A 16,468-nucleotide genomic window follows, 5' to 3' on the forward strand; every position below is an offset into this window, starting at 1 on the left:
TCTTTTCTCCATATCATATAGTGAAATGACCAGATTTGATTAGACGAATGTCTCGGATTTATAATTTTTCTTCTTTACAAAAAGGCGGGATATTCGAACTATTTGAACTCCGGCTTTAATAGTGCTTGTATTACTTTTGATACAGGCGAAATTACCTTTAAAAACTAAATTTGTGTATTTTTTCTCATATTTACTGTGGGCAATGTGATTCTTCATTCGTTTTATGCTATAGTTAATGTTGTAAAAAAAATCAACTTCAAGCATAGGAGTGTTTTAAATGAAAAAATGGATTTTATCCCTGGGGATTGCGGCTGGGGTTCTAACACTTTCCGCATGTTCATCAGGCGGAAATTCGGAAGTCATTATGAAATCAAAAGCCGGAAACATTACGCAAGAAGACCTATATAAAGAATTGAAAAAAGCCGGCGGTGAACAAGTTCTTAGAACGATGATTGAAGACAAAGTTCTTGCGGCGAATTATAAAGTGTCCGATAAAGAAATCGATAAAAAAATTAAAGAAACAAAAGAACAAATGGGCGGAGAAGATGCCTTCAAACAGGCTTTAAAACAAAATAACATTAAATCGGACAAGCAGCTCCGAGAGCTTATGAAGAGCCAGATCCTTCGCGAAAAAGCGCAAATGGGCGACGCGAAAGTTTCTGACAAAGACATTCAAAAAGCATACAATGAAAAATACAAGGATGAAGTGAAAGCGAGCCACATTCTTGTTAAAGATAAGAAAACAGCAGAAGAAGTGAAAGCGAAATTAGATAAAGGTGAAGATTTCGCTAAGCTTGCAAAAAAATACTCCCAGGATACAAGCAATAAAGATAAAGGCGGAGACCTTGGATATTTCCATAAAGGACAAATGGTTCCTGAATTTGATAAAGTCGCTTTTTCATTGAAAAAAGGTGAAATTAGCGATCCGGTTAAAACACAATTTGGCTATCACATCATTAAGGTTACCGATAAGAAGACGAACAAATTATCCGATGTAAAAGATCAAATTGTTGATGACCTTAAAAAGTCAAAAGCGAAGCCGCTTGAAGAAGTATTGCCTAAACTTATTAAAAAAGAAGATGTTGTCATCAAAGATAAAGACTTAAAAGATGCGATCAAACCGCAACAATCGCAAATTCCAGGTCAATAAGACCGTTAAAACCCTCAAGCTTATGGCTTGAGGGTTTTAACTATTTTTTCGTTTTTCTCTTGCTTCGGCGATTCTCCGCATGTAGATCTCGCCTTCCTGTTCAATAAGCCGTTCCTCTTCACGTACTTCTTTCACCCGGATCGTATAGCTCATATAGCCGCTCAGAAGAATCCCTGCAAACACAATGTATACCCACCATGGTGTTATCGCAAAAAATTGTTCAAGCGGATTAATATACGCCTTTAGGAAAAAAAGAGCTACAAGTACGACTCCAAGTAACAACGTGCCATACCGTTTCAAATTATTCCCCCCCTTTGTCCACTTTCACTGCCCGACGCAAACACCTTAATTTTCATTTTAAAAGATGTTCCGCCTTTAATTAGACAAGCTTTCTACTATCATCCTATGAATAGGGGGAATAGGATATGTCAGCGAGTTTCATTGGTTTGTACTTCTTTTTCCCGACCTGAGGCTTGTTTTTTCTCAAATGCGCAAAACATCAAAAAGTAGATTCCGCTCACAATTAAACAGAGCACAAATAATAAAAAACGTTCAGGGATAGCCAATCAAAATTGCAAAATAACAGACTACAATTAGTTATTTTCCGACTAAAGATTTTTCTTGAAAAAGAGGTTTATAAAGCGAACGGTTTTCAAGGGCAAACAGCTTTTCCGTAAACTCGCCCGGTTCAACTTTTTCAAGGGCTCGGTCCATCATGTTCATTTTCGCATCAAAATTATCGATCATATGGAGGATCTCAGCTTCTTTAATAAGCGGCGGTTTCGGACTTCCCCATTCCGCCTTGCTATGATGGCTTAAAACGAGATGCTGCAATACAATCACCTCTTCACCTTCAATCCCCAATTCTTTTGCCATCATTCCTATCTCATTGACCATAATGGAAATATGGCCGAGCAGCTTTCCTTCAAGCGTATAGTTTGCCGCAACCGGCCCCGACAGCTCGATCACTTTTCCGAGATCATGGAGAATGATGCCTGCATACAACAAGTCGGTATCAAGTGTAGGGTAAAGAGCGGCCAACCCTTTTGCCAGATCAAGCATGGAAACGACATGAAAAGCAAGGCCTGAAACAAATTCGTGATGGTTTTTCACTGCCGCTGGAAAAACGAGAAAATCATCTTTGTATTTTTTTAATAGTTGTCTTGTCAGACGTTGTATATTGGGATTTTTCATTTCAAAAATATATTGGGTTATCTTCTCCATCATTACATCCTGGCTGAGCGGAGCGGATTCAATAAAGTCACTGATCCTGACGCCATCCATATCTGTTGCCGGACGAATCGACTTGAGTTTTAATTGCTGTTTCCCCCGAAAATTCGTCATTTCACCTGTTACTTTAATGATTGCTTGAGGAACATAAATTTCTTCATCTTCTGGCGAACAATCCCATAACTTTGCATCTACGTCACCGCTTTGATCTTGCAGGACAAGGCTTAAAAAAGGCTTTCCATTGCTTGCTACCGATTTAGATACGGATTTAATTAATAAAAATACATCGAAGAATTCGCCAACCTTATAATGGGTTATCCCCTTTTGCACTCTCTCCACCTCACATGATTTCAATTAACTGATATAACTATTTTTTCCGGTCAATCGGAAGGATTACTTCAAATACGACACCGTTATTCGCATTTTTGGCAATCGGGCGGCCGCCGTGCAATTCGGCGATTTGCTTTACAATGGCAAGCCCAAGGCCATACTGACCCTTATTCCCTTTACGGAATGGCAAGAACAGCCTCGTTTTTTCCTCATCTGAAAGCAGTTCCCCGTCATTCCAAACAGCAAGTGAAATGGAATCGCCGCCGACTACTCTTGCTGATAACTCAATTTCCGTTTTTGCATACCTGATGGCATTTTGCACTAAATTATCAAATAGGATTGTCCATTGTTCCCGGTCGCCATAAAAGACGACTTCTTCTCCTTTGATCGAAAAATGGATCCCATCCTTTTGAAAGCGGAACCGCTCGACTACTTCTTCAGCTAACGGACCAAATTGAATTTCCTGCATTTCCACGGGCTCTAATTTCATCGCTTCAAGCTTTGTATAATAGAGCATGTTTTGAATGCGCTTTTCCATTCGGTTTGCTTCGCTTAATATGACGTCCATCATTTCCCCTACACTCTTTTTCGGCATGATTCCGTCCTTCACCGACTGGGCATAGCTTTTAATTGTCATCACCGGCGTCTTTAGCTCATGGGAAGCATGCTGGATAAACGTTTTCTGATTTTCGTCATAGCGAATCAAGTTTTGCCTCATCCTTTCAAATTGATGAGACAGTCGTCTGAATTCATCTTCTCCCTGCCAATAAAACGGTTCCTTCCAATTCCGTTCGGCGATTTGTTCAAACTTTTTCCCAAGGACGATTAAAGGAGAACGAAGATAACGCGCCAGCCAGAGCGCCGGAATAACAGCAATTAACCCTGTCATAAATAGAATCCATAACAATCGGGACCAGAGTCGGCTGACCATTTGACTTCGGTAAGTGTCCCACATATAGGAAACTAAATACGTGTTAGGATAATTGAAATCATCTAATTTTCTCACCACATAAAATAATGTCCTATCCTTATAATTCAGCTCATATCTTCCCTGAATCGAATGTTGGCCGAAAGCATGTTTTGCCATTTCGTTAACCACATTCTTCGGCACATAATCCCCTTCTATCTTTGCCAGCTGATGGGTAAAAACAATATAGCCGACTGACCGGGCCGCTTTTTGCCGTTCAATAAAACCAGTGGAAGAGTCCGGTTGAAATTTAGCCCCGTATGCATTCGAATCATTGTCCTGATTTAAAATTTCTTCCTGCTTTAGTTCAATAATCTGGTACGACTCTTCCGTCAACGTGTTTCTGATCGATAGTGGGTAAATGATTGCAATGACAAGACCAATCGTTAAAATGAGAAGCGCAAAGGAAAGCCAGATGCGCTGTGACAGGTTTAGCGAAATCATAATTCTACAATCCTATACCCATTGCCGTAAACGGTTTCGAGATTTAAGCGCGGCATTTTTTTACGGATTCTCCGTATGACATCATCCACCGCCCGGTCCGAGCCGAAATAATCTTCTCCCCATACGTGATGGAGTATTTCTTCCCTCGATTTAGCCGTTCCGATGTTCTCCAATAAATAAAGAAGAACTTCTACTTCTTTCGATGTTAAATTAATCAGCTCGTCCCCGTGTGTAATTTTCCGGGCGATCGGATCAATTTCGTATCCTGTAATTTCGATCGTTTTCGGCACTGCCGTAGATTGTTCATAAATTCTTGCCAAAAGCTTTTTTGCCCGGATGACAAGTTCCCTCGGCAAAAAGGGCTTGGCCAAATAATCATCGCTTCCCAGTTCAAGCCCGACGATGCGGTCTAAATCCTGGTCGCGCGCAGATATAAATATAATTGGCGTATCTTCCTTATGCCGCTTGATTTTCTTCAACACTTCATATCCATCAATGCCCGGGAGCATAATATCGAGTATCCATAGATGGGGCTCATCAACAATATGCTCACACGCCTTTTCCCCATCATCAAATATCGTAACTTCCCAGCCTTCTTGTTCCATATAAGCTTTTAGCACCTGGGAAAGGTTTTGTTCATCTTCAACGAGATAAATTTGATATGTTGACATTTTGATCACCTCATCTTTCTCTCATTATATAATAAAATGCGGACAAACCTAGTGAATTAGTGTACGTGTCCGGTCAGATTTTATTTCCAGCACGTTCGCACTTTTTGCAGCAGAAACAATTGGCTCATGGCACGTAAAATAAAGGACTTGATGGTCCCGGGCAACCGATTCAATCAGAGACAGCGCTTCCTTCGTCCGCTTTTTATCAAAATTCACAGCGATATCATCCATAATAAAAGGAAGCCCTTCTTCTTGATAAAGGGAAGCTAATGCTAAGCGGAGCGTCAAGTAAAGCTGCTCTGCCGTTCCCCTGCTTAACTCGCTTACGCTAAACCGTATTCCATTCCTATCCTCTACAATGATCGTACCATTGTCGTTTGCCAACCACATGCTCGAATAACGGCCCGATGTGACTTTTTGAAAATAGATAGACGCTTTTTCAATAATTTTCGGAAGGCGTTCAGTTTGATAACCTTCCTTCGTTTTTTTCAAGAGGTCATCAGCAAGACGGTAAACACTCCATTTTTTTGCCATTGCTTGAAATTCGCTTTTAAGAAGCTCAAAGCGGTGCAAACATTCAGAGTATGATCCGCCTTCTTCCAATTGCGTCATTTTTACCGATAGCTCTGATTGCTTGGCCGCGCATGTTTCAAGCTCTTTTTCCAGTTGGTCTAAACTGTTTTGAAGTTCCTCAATTTCTTCATGTAGCCCTTTATTCCGATCGGCAAGTTGATTGGTGATCTCTTCAATTTCTTTGTCCGTGTACCCAGCGGCGTACATTTGGCTCATTAACGTTTGAAGGTTAGATCGAAGCTGTCTCCGCTCTTCAGCTATGGAAGCCTTCCTTCTGAACTCTTCTTCATTGGCTGCATTTGCTTGTTTCAATAAAGTTTGTATTTCTTTTTCATATTGTGTGATCTTCATTTGAATCTCTTTTGCCCGTTCTTCATCATCATTGATCTTTGCTTGTAATTGTTTGTAAATTATCTTTTTATCTTTCTCTTTCGTTAACATTTCTTGCATTCGGCTTATTTGTTGAACAAACGATTCAAGGCGAGTGAGATTCAATTTAGAAGCGATGCGCCCAATCTTTTGAATCATCTCTTGTATTTCGTGCTGAACATAGGCAAGGCGGGCCTGGAGTTGTTCTTCTCGTTTCAAAACCCCCTTCAACTTTTCTAATTTTTCGAAGTACCCCGGAATGAATAAATGTTCCTTTTCTCCCGGGTAGCCATATCGGTCGCACCATTCTATCTGCTTCTTTTCATTCTGATGTTCGGCAATTTCTAATTGGTCATAATCTGAAACAACAGACTGGTATCGCCGTTCCTCCTCTTGCACACGATCTTTTATATGTCGATAGGCCTGTCTGTTTTCAAAATCGCTGGAAAGCTGGCGTTCAATTTCCTTTGCCTCATCCCTTTGGATGCATTCTTCGCAAGTATCCTTGAGCGTTTGGATCCGTTCAAGCAACCTCTCTTTCTCTTTTTGCAGAATAGCATGGAGAGGGCTTTTCTTTACATTCATTTTCCATTGAAAGCCGCCTGCTATTAATAGAAGCAGCCCAACTAAACACCCAAAAAAATAATGATGCTGGCTCATGAAGTAACTTGATAGACCAATAGCGAGAAGAAAAGATAGAATCGCTTGCATCGGAGGATTTCTTCGATCCCCCCCTGCTGAATATTGCAGCTGCCTTTCAATCGATTCAACCTGGCCTTCAAGTCGGTTTCTTTCATCCAATTGCTTTTCACTCGCTTTAAACTGAGCCACTTTCTCCTCTAAACGGTCTCGTTCCTCTTTTGGCAAAAGGCATGCATATAATTTTCGTTCCTGCGCTTCTGAACGTTCCAATGCCTCTCGCGCACGGTTGAGCTCATCATCCAACAGCTTTTTCTTTTGAACGAAAAAATCTTTTTCTTTCAGTAGTTTTACAAGTTCATCTTTTGCCGCAAGACTCGTATTCAATGTTTGTAACCTGTCGCCTGTCCATTCTTCGCCGACATCTTGCACGAGCTCCTCCTGCTCGGCTTCAATCGCCTTAAGCCGCTCTTTTAAACTGCTCTCTTCCTTTTGGAGCCGTTCAAACGTAACGGCCTGCTGATTGAGGTATGTAATTTCTCCTTCGAGCGAAAGAATTTCTAAAGAGGGCGCTAGCGTTTTCTCTTTAGCTTTCGTGTCGTTCAGGCGATTCGTATAGAATTCCCATTCGCCTTTTAGTGGAACGAGCTGTGCCTTTAATTGTTCCAACCGGGATAACCCGTTTTCTGGAAATGGTTCATCCCCCAGTTGATAAAGCTCCATCTCATATTTCCGTTTTTCTTTAAGGTACGGCATGAGATTTGCCCATTTTTCGAATTGGGCTATTTTTTCCTTCCGCTCCGCCTTTTTAAACGTTTGTTCCTTTATCATTTCTTGAAGCCTGGCCCTTTCTGTCGCCATCGCTTCATATTCCTCATTTTTACGTTCCCATTTAAGCAGCTCTTCTTCCGCCTTTTGGAGCTCGGCCAATTTTTCATTCATCGGCGGTTTTCTTCCACCCGGCTTAAACAAGTCGGCCTGCTGTTTTTCTAAAAAAGCTTCAAGCTCAAGAAGTTCTTTACTTCCGGTCATTCCCGCACTTAACAGAAAGTTGCCCAGTTCATTTTCATTGATCTTTTCAATTCCTTGAAGACCGTCCAAATCAAAACAATAAATGCCTTGAAAAAAGCTTTTTTCCATTCCATTAAGTATTGCGGAGAGGAACGTTTCATCTTTCCGATCACCATTTTCCAAATAGATATTGACCTCTCCCGCAGCTTTTGTCGCAATTCGCTCAACAGTCACCGTTCCGTACTTTTTCGTTTCCACTGTCAGCCGGCCGCCTGGTGTATTGCCGTCTTTTGGTTCATAGCGCTTTTCACTTTGCAGCTTTGTCGAGAAACCGAACAAAATAGATTGGATAAACTGCATGATCGTTGATTTTCCTGCTTCATTTTCGCCGAAAATCACATTCATCCCTGGCGAAAACTGATCGATTTGCAAATTGTGAAATTGCCCGAAGTGATAGATATGCAGGCTTTTAATCCGCATCTTTCCACCTCCTTATTCTTTTAATAGAGACATAAGTAAAAGTGATTCCGCTTCTTTCATCAATTCTTTTTTCTCTTCGGAAGTAAAGGCTTCTAAATAACGCCTTGCTTTTTTATGTAAAAACAATTCAGAAACAGCTTGATCCACCTCTTCATAGCTGTCAATATTCCGCAATAATCCGCCAACAAAATGGGTCTCATTTACAAGTTTCTCTCTATCCCATTTCGGCATCGTTTTTACAATAATTTGATAGGGATAAACGAACGACGAATGTTCCTCTTCCCCTTCTTGTATCATTTCAAGCATCTCATCTAAAAATTGGCCGTTTAGTTCATGGTGGAAATCCGAATCTCCTTCAAGGATAAGCTTAACTAAAACACCCTTTCCGTACTCGCGAAGCCCTTCTTTTATTTGTAAGCTCTTTTCTACAAGCTCAGAAAGGTTTGAAAAAGAGGCAATGTTGATTTTTTCCTCATGCCAAATAATATCCTGCGTTTCGTGAAAAACAGCTGTTGCTTGCTTGCCATTCAGCTGAATGACATAACAGCCTTTTTTTCCTGTTTCTTTCGGATGCCGTCCTTGAATGTTCCCCGGGTAAATGATCGGTGGATCATGATGCAATTCGATTCGTTTATGGATATGGCCAAGCGCCCAATAATCATAATTTTTTCCAATTAGCTCTTCCACTTGAAACGGCGCGTAAGGATCATGACCGCTACGCCCTTCAGCATTCCCGTGTAAAATTCCAATATGATAACATTCATCGGTTCCATCGGGATAAAGATGGACGCGGTTTTCCATCACGGCACGCTTTTCATAGCTGAAACCGTGAATCATCGCCAATCGTTTTCCGTCTTTTTCATATGCGATACTTTCCACTTGTCCACCGCTAAAAAAATGAACCGATTCCGGCCAATGAAGATCCACCCATTTCCCTTCTAAATGGTCATGATTGCCGTGAACAATATAAACCGGGATGTTCTTTTCACTTAGCCGTTCCAATTCCCTTCGCAGCCGGGTTTGCGCCCGCAGGCTCCGGTCTTGCCCATCATATAAATCACCGGCAATAATGACAAAATCAACCTCTTCCTGTATCGCAGTTTGAACGACCTGTTTGAACGCCTGGAAAGTGCTGTTTTGAATTCGTTTAAATATCGAGGTCGGCAAATGATAGAGTCCTTTAAACGGGCTGTCAAGATGTAAGTCCGCACAGTGCAAAAATTTAAGCATGATTTCCCCTCCTCTACTACCATTCTTGCCAATATTTTATCATAAATACGAAAATACGTTCTATCTCAATTTTTCATTTCATAGAAAGGAAATTTTCTTTAAAAAGCGAAATAGAAAAGTAGTATGGAGTGAAAGGAGTTACGACATTGAAAACCTACTTTTTAACAGCATTTGATAAAAGCGGAGAGAAATTGTTAGATGAAACGATTCAGGCAGAAAATGATCAAGAAGCGAAAAAACTCGGTGAAGCCCGCTTAAAAGAAGCCAATTGCCATGAACATACTCACCGCCTTACATCCCCCGCGGGGCAATTGCTTTTGTTTCATCGGTAATAATTAACCCGATGCTGTAAGCCAGCACCGGGTTATTTTTAAAATCAAGCTTCTTCATATTATATTTTTTACTTTCCCGGTTAGCGCCGGACACTGGATCTATTTTCCCGCACTTTTAATAAAGAGCGCCTTGATCGGATCTGAAAAAACTTAAGCGAAAAGCTTGTCTAATGGACAAAAGAGTGACCCAGAGAAAGAAATCTGTCTAATCGAATTCGTCTCACGGACAAAAATACGGTCCGGAGGAAAAAATCTGTCCAATAGAATCCGTCTCTCGGACAAAATTATGTTCCGGAGCCAGCAATCTGTCCAATAGAATCCGTCTCAGGGACAAAAAAGCAGTCCCAAAGAATGTTCAAAGGCTCAAGTCCTCTACTATTTGATTGGGAAAAGGAATATTAAAAAGAGTTTGTCTATCCATTTCGGAGAAACATATGTGTCTACTGCATTGGATTGGCAAAATCATTGATGAGAATGCGTACATTGTCTCCCTGTTGGATGACTCCTGGCCGCTCAACCGCGCATACGATCCCGCGTCGTCTGTAGGCCGTACGGACGAACTTAGCCGCCAACTTTGGATGTTCTTGAAAATGTTTCTGAATTTCTTCTCCTGGAAATTTGCATGGCTGGTTTTCCCCCATACAAATAAGCCCGGCGCCACTCGGAAACAATATCCGCGATCCGATCGTTAGCTTTGTCAAATCGGGGAATCCGCTCATTAATAGATTTGCTCCCAGCCATTCCGGTAATACTTTTTCAATTCCTAATTGTTCCGCGATTACTTCACATTCTTCAACAGATAAAATGGTGATTTGCCGGCGATTCATAATTTCCGTTCCTCTCGGGTACATCGGCTGGCGTGAATCAGCGCGGCTCGTTATGCCGAAATGCCGGTCACCCGGAATCCCCCCAAATTCGAGTTTTACCTCCGGAATCCGGCGGGTCACAAACGTATCCGGCTGATCGGCAATTAAAATAGCTTCAATGGTAGATTCAACGGTTTTCATTGGCAATTCCCCTCCTGAAAGATGAAGCCCGTTACGTAGCAGCTTGTAAAAATGAATTTCTTCTTTACTCGGTCCATTTGTTTATTTGGGCCGCCCCCTCCTGCTCTCTATTGCATTAATTTATCATGCAGGGAAAAACTTTCATATCAGTTTGCGCGAGTTTTTAGTATTTATTGGCTATTCTCGCTACTTTTGTACCATTTGCCTTAAAGCCGATAAAAATTTAACAGGGCTGGGTTGGTTATAAAAGCGGGTAAAAAAATAAAGCAAGCTTACTACACATTCAAAAAACACGAAGAAGCCCGGCTGTTGGATCAGACAGCCCGGGCTTCTTCTATTCCGTTCTTTTATTGTACCCCCTAAGGCACGCCTTCGGATCAAAAGGCTTGCACTATTGTTTATCTCCTATTTTAAGTTAATCCAGACACTCTTCACTTCAGTATAGTTATTCAGCGCATAAGATCCCATTTCACGGCCGATGCCGGATTGTTTGTAACCTCCAAATGGAGAAGCGGCATCAAATGCGTTGTAGCAGTTCACCCATACCGTACCGGCTTTTAAGCGGTTGGCGACATAGTGGGCATTTTTAATATTTTCCGTCCAGAGTCCTGCGGCCAGGCCATAATCGGATCGATTGGCGCGGTCAATCACTTCATCCAACTCTTCAAACGGCATTGCCGCAACGACTGGACCGAAAATTTCTTCTTTCGCGATCGTCATTTCGTCATTGACATCAGCGAAAATGGTTGGTTCAACGAAATAGCCTTTTTCAAACGGCACAGAACCGCCGGTTAGAAGTTCAGCCCCTTCGTCTTTTCCTTTTTCAATATAGCTTAAGACACGGTTATGCTGCTCTTCGGATACGAGAGGTCCCATATTCGTTTCAGGATCAAGGCCAGGACCTTGCTTAATGCTTTTTGCATGTGACACAAGATCAGCCACGACATTGTCGAACGCTTTTTTCTGGATAAATAGGCGGGATCCCGCACAACAAACTTGTCCCTGATTGAACATAATGCCGCTTAATGCCCCTGGAATGGCGCGGGACATATCTGCATCCGGCAAAATGATGTTCGGAGACTTGCCACCAAGTTCAAGGGTAACCCGTTTTAACGTTTTGGAGGCATTTTCCATAATGAGTTTGCCGACTTCTGTTGAACCGGTAAACGCAATTTTGTTCACATCCGGATGGTCAACTAATGCCGCTCCTGTTTCACCCGCACCCGTAACAACGTTAATGACGCCTTCCGGGAATCCTGCTTCCTGCGCCAATTGCGCCAGGTATAATGCCGAAAGAGGTGTTTGTTCGGCAGGTTTCAACACGACCGTACATCCTGTTGCAAGCGCCGCCCCAAGTTTCCACGCTGCCATAAGAAGCGGGAAGTTCCACGGAATGATTTGGCCAACAACGCCAACAGGCTCATGACGAGTATAGTTAAAGAAGTTTCCGGCGACCGGAATCGTTTGTCCGACAATCTTAGTTGCCCATCCTGCATAATAACGGAAATGGTCAATCGCAAGCGGAACGTCCGCATTTTTCGTTTCATTGATCGGTTTCCCGTTGTCGAGTGTGTCAAGCTGTGCAAGTTCATCTTTATGTTCTTCCATTAAATCAGCAAGCTTATAAATCAATTGCCCACGCTTTGATGCGCTCATTTTTGACCAATAGCCAGTTTCAAATGCCTTGCGGGCAGCTTTAACCGCTCTGTCAATGTCTTCTTTGCCGCCCTCCGCAACGACAGCAAGAACTTCTCCAGTTGAAGGATTTAATGTTTCAAATGTTTTTCCCGATTGAGAAGCTACCCATTCACCATTAATGAAATGCTTCTTCGTGCCATTTAAAAATTCTGCAACTTTCGGTAACAAATTGAGACTAACTGTTTTTTCCATTTGAATCCTCCTTACAATATTGGTTCTTACATTACATACATTCGACCCCCTCCCTTGGAAACCCTTTCATTTCTACGGTATATTTACATTTGTAATCAAATTGAAAAATTTTCGATTTAATTCGACAAATTTAAGCAACATAAAAAGCTCCCAGGAAGGAGCTTTTACTGAAACATGCTAACACGCAGCTGTTTTCTGAAGACTTCTTTAATCATATAGGAGACGCCGAGTTGATCATTTGTCCGGGTGATCCACTTTGCACTCCTTTTTACTTCTTCCGGGCTATTTCCCATCGCCACCCCGAGTCCGGCAAGCTCAATCATTTCCTTATCGCTATATGAGTCACCAACAGCGACCATTTCTTGAGGTGCGATGCCCAGCTTGCTTCCTAATAGGATCAATCCGCTTGCTTTCGTTACTTTCGGAGGGGTGATTTCAAAATTGCAATAAGCTGATGAGGTGATTTCAAACTCCGGAAATTGTGTTTTCAAATGTTGATACGCCGATTTCCGTTCTTTTTCATCCAAAAATTGAACATCAATTTTCGGCGGTGCGACGGAATGCTTTAGAACGTGGTCACCTAAATCTTCTGTAAACGTTACTGGATAAAATAACGGATCCCCGGTCCCAAGCGTTAATTTCGCAACAAGTTGATTTTTTTGCTTCACCTGGTTGCCAACCGAATATCGCTCATGGACGAGACGGATGTGGCATTCATAATTTTCTAAGAGCTGAACGATTTCATACGTATCCTGCTCCGATATTCTCGATTCATACAGAGGTTTATCAATATCTGAAGCGATAAAACCACCGTTATGGCTAATTAAATAACTATTTAACTTAAGGGCTTTAGCGACCTTTTTCGTTGATGGAAAGTTCCGGCCCGCAGCAAGTGTCACATATACCCCTTTCTTCTTCACATATTCAATTGCGTCCTTGGTCTCCCTGTCAAGGCGAAAATTGCTTCTTAACAAGGTTCCATCGATGTCAAGGGCAAGCAGTTTGTAAACCAAGGCGATCCCCCTCTTCCCATATAAAGTAGTATTCCTTTATCACCATATGTTAAAAAGGGAGGAATTAGAACAAAAACTCCCCTGCTCTTTATAGAACAGAGGAGTTTGGTTATTCTTTATCGATCATCGGTCCGTAAAGCTCTTCAAGCGGTTTCGTAATGATCCGGTTTAAGTCCGCGATCATTAAGCTCATACGCTGTTCGGTTTCCATTAATTTTGTAATGACTTCATGTTGTTGAACGTTTTGGAACAGCTGTTGTGCCCTTTCGATTTCTTCCGGACTTACTTGCTGTCCGGCAACTTGTTTTTGCTGCAAGTTCATTTGCAACTCGCGAAAATCATCAAATGCGCGTTTAGCATTTGGATCGTTGTCCACCTCATCATAGCAGGCTTTTAACGTCTGAAACTCACTGCTGTCGCGGAGTGCTTTTTCAAGATCGTACGCAAGATCATATAGATTCGGCATTGTAAAACTCCCTTAATTTTTATTTGCGATCATTCAATTACAAAAATATCACAATAACGCCCTGAACGAAACCGATAACCCCTCCGAGAAGAGCGCCAAGAAACGTAATCATCTTCAGCTCGCTATTTGCGATCGAGATGATGATTTCCTCTAACCGCTGAAGAGAGAATGCTTCTACCTGTTCCTCTATAATGCGCGCAAGTTGAAGTTTCTCAAAAATAACTTCTAAATGATTGTTAATCAATTGGGTGGCGAGCTCAATGGCTTGCGGAACGAAGCGTTCGATAATGCCTTCCCGGTAGTTTTTCGTTAGGTCTTTTAAAGGAGTATAGAACAACTCTTGTAGGGGCAAGCGCGACAGAAGCGCATCTTTAATCGGTTCTGCGATTTTTTTAAGCTCAAGATGTTCATCCAAATTTTCCAGCTTCTTCTTTTTAATGGCCTGCCACTCTTTCAATAAAATTTGTTCAAGCATTTGTTTCGTTTCATCCCGTCTTAACAGCTTGACGAATTCGGGGCGAATTTTGTCCACAAGCGTACTGCTTTCAAAAAACATCGAAACCATGTTCAAAAGCATGCCTTTATCCTTTAAAAAGGTGTTAATTCCGTCCTCCAACATCCGTTTTCCTTCATAGCTTTCCAGATAATCAATCCCTTTTTCAAAAAGCATGTTTGTCAGCTCTGGGAGTTTCGCTTCGATTTTCTCTTGTATTCTTTCAGGCAAAAATTCTTCCACCGATTGTTCTTTAACGGATGTAAGCCAGGAAGAAAGTTCCTTCTCCAAATAAAGCCCCGCTTTTTCCTTAATGGTCTCTTCCGCATTTTGAATGTGAAATTTCGTTTGCAAAATATGCTGAATCGTGATGTCACTCGTTAAAAACCTGTCGATTTCTTTGCCGATCCAAGTCTTTAATTCATCTTTAAAAACAGGATCATTTACTTTGGACTGAACCCCTTCAGCAGTCAAAAGATGCTTCATCACCGTTTCTCCAAGCTGAACGGCAAGCTGTGACTTTCGTTTCGGAATAAGGCCCGGCGTAAACGGAACACGGAACTTCCCGATATAAAGGGTATTGTACGGCCTGAATAACATTTTAATGGCTATTAAATTCGTAACGCCGCCAATGACCGCACCGATGACAATCATAAAAATAATGGTTAACCAACTATTCATGTTCTTACCTCTATAAAAAGAATTGAGTTTTTCACATATTTTATATTGCTTTCATAGTATACGATATCCGCACTTGCCTAATCAAATGAATGAGATGAGCAGCTTATGAAAGGAACGGCCATGGATACGAAAGAATGTTTTACAATTCAAGTTATTCATCAACCTATTCACAAACGAGAGGTTTTGCTTCACCCTTCAACTATTGACCGATTAGAAGTAGACAAAAAAGAGAGCATCTTTATTTTATTTGGAAAAACAGAAGGGAAAGTTCAACTTATAGCCTCTGATTCTCTTGACGAGAACACCATTGGATTGAATGAGGCCTTATGGAAAGAACTGCGGATCCCTTTCCCACAATTATGTCTGCAAGTCGGTTGGATGAAGCAATCAAAGCAGCTTCGACTCGGGCCAATCCTTGCCGTTTTAACAACGGTCTACAAAGAAGGTGAAGCCATTTTCGGCAACCTTACCGATTATTGCAAAGAACTGGCCCTTTATTGTAAAAAACACTGCATCTTTCTTTATGTTTTTTCCCTTGAAGATATCGGTTCTGATTTTATTAACGGATATGTTAATGAGCATGAACAATGGGTTCAAAAGCCGTTGCCTTTTCCTGATGTCGTGCACAATAGAATACCAACAAGATCAGCGGAAAATGCGCAAAAAAGCTTACTGTTTTTCCAGCGCTGCCGTGATGAATCCATCCCCTTTTTTAACGACCATTTTTTGAATAAATGGGAAGTTTACGAGAAGCTGTCGCCCTATGAAGAACTCAAACCTTATTTGCCAGAAACGGTCCTGCTTGAAGACAAGGCAACGCTTGAATTCCTTCTCGCCAAACATGAATGCCTGTTTTTAAAACCGATTCATGGCAGCCAGGGACGAAAGATTTTCAGAGTTAAAAAAATGAATGAATGGTATGAGCTTGATTATTCAACGTTAAATGGCGAACAGCGCCATCAATTCTCTTCCTACTCTTCACTCGTCCAAAACTTAAAAAACCGGATTCAAAAGCGAAATTTCATTATTCAACAAGGGCTGGAACTCTTAACCTATGATGGCCGCCCATTTGACTTCAGGATTCTTTGCCATCGCAATGATAAAGGAGAATGGCAGGTCACATCAGCTGTCGCAAGAGTATCAGAAAAAGAAAAGTTTATTTCAAATCTGGCACGAGGCGGCGAGCAAAAAAAAATAGATGAGGTGCTCGCGCGCTGTATGGATGTCACAAAAGCACGGCAATTGCTACGCTTTATTTATGAATTAAGTATAGAAACGGTGACTCTGCTGAGCCGGGAAATGGATGGATTATATGGTGAACTTGGCGTTGACCTGGCACTTGACCAAAACATGGAACCATGGATATTGGAGGTTAATTCGAAGCCTTCGAAAAACATGGATTTGCCTTCCCGTCCCAACACCATCCGCCCTTCCGCCTCTACTATCGTTCAATACAGTTTATATCTCGCACGCTTTTCGCATCTTTAAAAAC

Annotated in this window: 14 protein-coding genes; 3 read left to right on the forward strand and 11 right to left on the reverse strand. The window is 41.6% G+C overall.

What is annotated here, in order from left to right:
- Positions 1-277 precede the first annotated feature (277 nt).
- Positions 278-1,150, forward strand: a complete 873-nt coding sequence (locus H538_RS0107875; RefSeq protein ID WP_026677150.1) for a peptidylprolyl isomerase — start codon at positions 278-280, stop codon at positions 1,148-1,150.
- 36 nt (positions 1,151-1,186) lie between these two features.
- Here H538_RS0107875 and H538_RS27095 read toward each other — a convergent pair whose 3' ends face one another.
- The 6 genes from H538_RS27095 to H538_RS0107905 all read right to left on the reverse strand — a co-directional run bounded on the left by H538_RS27095 (position 1,187) and on the right by H538_RS0107905 (position 9,094).
- Positions 1,187-1,450: a sporulation YhaL family protein gene (locus tag H538_RS27095; RefSeq protein ID WP_051291381.1), complete on the reverse strand. Its 264-nt coding sequence runs from the start codon at positions 1,448-1,450 to the stop codon at positions 1,187-1,189.
- Positions 1,451-1,747: 297 nt separating this feature from the next.
- Positions 1,748-2,710: a 3'-5' exoribonuclease YhaM gene (yhaM, locus tag H538_RS0107885; RefSeq protein ID WP_026677152.1), complete on the reverse strand. Its 963-nt coding sequence runs from the start codon at positions 2,708-2,710 to the stop codon at positions 1,748-1,750.
- A gap of 37 nt (positions 2,711-2,747) precedes the next feature.
- A complete protein-coding gene (locus H538_RS0107890; protein WP_026677153.1) occupies positions 2,748-4,121 on the reverse strand; it encodes a sensor histidine kinase in 1,374 nt (457 codons plus the stop codon).
- Complete coding sequence (locus tag H538_RS0107895; RefSeq protein ID WP_026677154.1) at positions 4,118-4,792, reverse strand: response regulator transcription factor; 675 nt, start codon at positions 4,790-4,792, stop codon at positions 4,118-4,120. Before H538_RS0107895 ends, H538_RS0107890 begins: the two co-directional genes overlap by 4 nt.
- A 48-nt stretch (positions 4,793-4,840) precedes the next feature.
- On the reverse strand, positions 4,841-7,864 hold the full coding sequence (locus tag H538_RS0107900) for an ATP-binding protein (RefSeq protein WP_026677155.1): 3,024 nt from the start codon (positions 7,862-7,864) through the stop codon (positions 4,841-4,843).
- 12 nt (positions 7,865-7,876) lie between these two features.
- Positions 7,877-9,094: a metallophosphoesterase family protein gene (locus H538_RS0107905; protein WP_026677156.1), complete on the reverse strand. Its 1,218-nt coding sequence runs from the start codon at positions 9,092-9,094 to the stop codon at positions 7,877-7,879.
- Between the two features lie 146 nt (positions 9,095-9,240).
- Between H538_RS0107905 and H538_RS0107910 the strand changes: the two genes are divergently transcribed.
- Complete coding sequence (locus H538_RS0107910; RefSeq protein WP_026677157.1) at positions 9,241-9,426, forward strand: YhzD family protein; 186 nt, start codon at positions 9,241-9,243, stop codon at positions 9,424-9,426.
- 440 nt (positions 9,427-9,866) lie between these two features.
- Here H538_RS0107910 and H538_RS0107915 read toward each other — a convergent pair whose 3' ends face one another.
- The 5 genes from H538_RS0107915 to H538_RS0107935 all read right to left on the reverse strand — a co-directional run bounded on the left by H538_RS0107915 (position 9,867) and on the right by H538_RS0107935 (position 14,976).
- Positions 9,867-10,433, reverse strand: coding sequence for an MOSC domain-containing protein (locus H538_RS0107915; RefSeq protein WP_026677158.1), 567 nt, complete (start codon positions 10,431-10,433; stop codon positions 9,867-9,869).
- A 405-nt stretch (positions 10,434-10,838) separates the two neighbouring features.
- Positions 10,839-12,323 carry an aldehyde dehydrogenase family protein gene (locus H538_RS0107920; protein ID WP_026677159.1) on the reverse strand — a complete coding sequence of 495 codons (1,485 nt, stop codon included), beginning with the start codon at positions 12,321-12,323 and terminating at the stop codon, positions 10,839-10,841.
- Positions 12,324-12,487: 164 nt separating this feature from the next.
- Positions 12,488-13,336 (reverse strand): Cof-type HAD-IIB family hydrolase, encoded by an 849-nt coding sequence (locus H538_RS0107925; RefSeq protein WP_026677160.1) that lies wholly within the window; start codon positions 13,334-13,336, stop codon positions 12,488-12,490.
- A gap of 109 nt (positions 13,337-13,445) precedes the next feature.
- Positions 13,446-13,802, reverse strand: coding sequence for a YlbF/YmcA family competence regulator (locus H538_RS0107930; protein WP_026677161.1), 357 nt, complete (start codon positions 13,800-13,802; stop codon positions 13,446-13,448).
- A 37-nt stretch (positions 13,803-13,839) separates the two neighbouring features.
- Positions 13,840-14,976 (reverse strand): DUF445 domain-containing protein, encoded by a 1,137-nt coding sequence (locus tag H538_RS0107935; protein WP_026677162.1) that lies wholly within the window; start codon positions 14,974-14,976, stop codon positions 13,840-13,842.
- A gap of 105 nt (positions 14,977-15,081) precedes the next feature.
- On the opposite strand from H538_RS0107935, the gene H538_RS0107940 reads away from it, so the two are divergent.
- Positions 15,082-16,464 (forward strand): YheC/YheD family endospore coat-associated protein, encoded by a 1,383-nt coding sequence (locus tag H538_RS0107940; protein WP_051291385.1) that lies wholly within the window; start codon positions 15,082-15,084, stop codon positions 16,462-16,464.
- Positions 16,465-16,468 lie beyond the last annotated feature (4 nt).

It is taken from the genome of Fictibacillus gelatini DSM 15865 (assembly GCF_000430745.1).
GTDB classification, from domain to species: Bacteria; Bacillota; Bacilli; order Bacillales; family Fictibacillaceae; genus Fictibacillus_A; species Fictibacillus_A gelatini.

Excerpts from the sequence above, each read along its gene's own strand:
- H538_RS0107940 (WP_051291385.1), top strand. The coding sequence starts at position 15,082 with ATGAAAGGAACGGCCATGGATACGAAAGAATGTTTTACAATTCAAGTT.
- H538_RS0107930 (WP_026677161.1), bottom strand. The coding sequence starts at position 13,802 with ATGCCGAATCTATATGATCTTGCGTACGATCTTGAAAAAGCACTCCGC.
- H538_RS0107935 (WP_026677162.1), bottom strand. The coding sequence starts at position 14,976 with ATGAATAGTTGGTTAACCATTATTTTTATGATTGTCATCGGTGCGGTC.
- H538_RS0107900 (WP_026677155.1), bottom strand. The coding sequence starts at position 7,864 with ATGCGGATTAAAAGCCTGCATATCTATCACTTCGGGCAATTTCACAAT.
- H538_RS0107890 (WP_026677153.1), bottom strand. The coding sequence starts at position 4,121 with ATGATTTCGCTAAACCTGTCACAGCGCATCTGGCTTTCCTTTGCGCTT.
- H538_RS0107920 (WP_026677159.1), bottom strand. The coding sequence starts at position 12,323 with ATGGAAAAAACAGTTAGTCTCAATTTGTTACCGAAAGTTGCAGAATTT.
- H538_RS0107875 (WP_026677150.1), top strand. The coding sequence starts at position 278 with ATGAAAAAATGGATTTTATCCCTGGGGATTGCGGCTGGGGTTCTAACA.
- H538_RS0107915 (WP_026677158.1), bottom strand. The coding sequence starts at position 10,433 with ATGAAAACCGTTGAATCTACCATTGAAGCTATTTTAATTGCCGATCAG.
- H538_RS0107905 (WP_026677156.1), bottom strand. The coding sequence starts at position 9,094 with ATGCTTAAATTTTTGCACTGTGCGGACTTACATCTTGACAGCCCGTTT.
- H538_RS0107895 (WP_026677154.1), bottom strand. The coding sequence starts at position 4,792 with ATGTCAACATATCAAATTTATCTCGTTGAAGATGAACAAAACCTTTCC.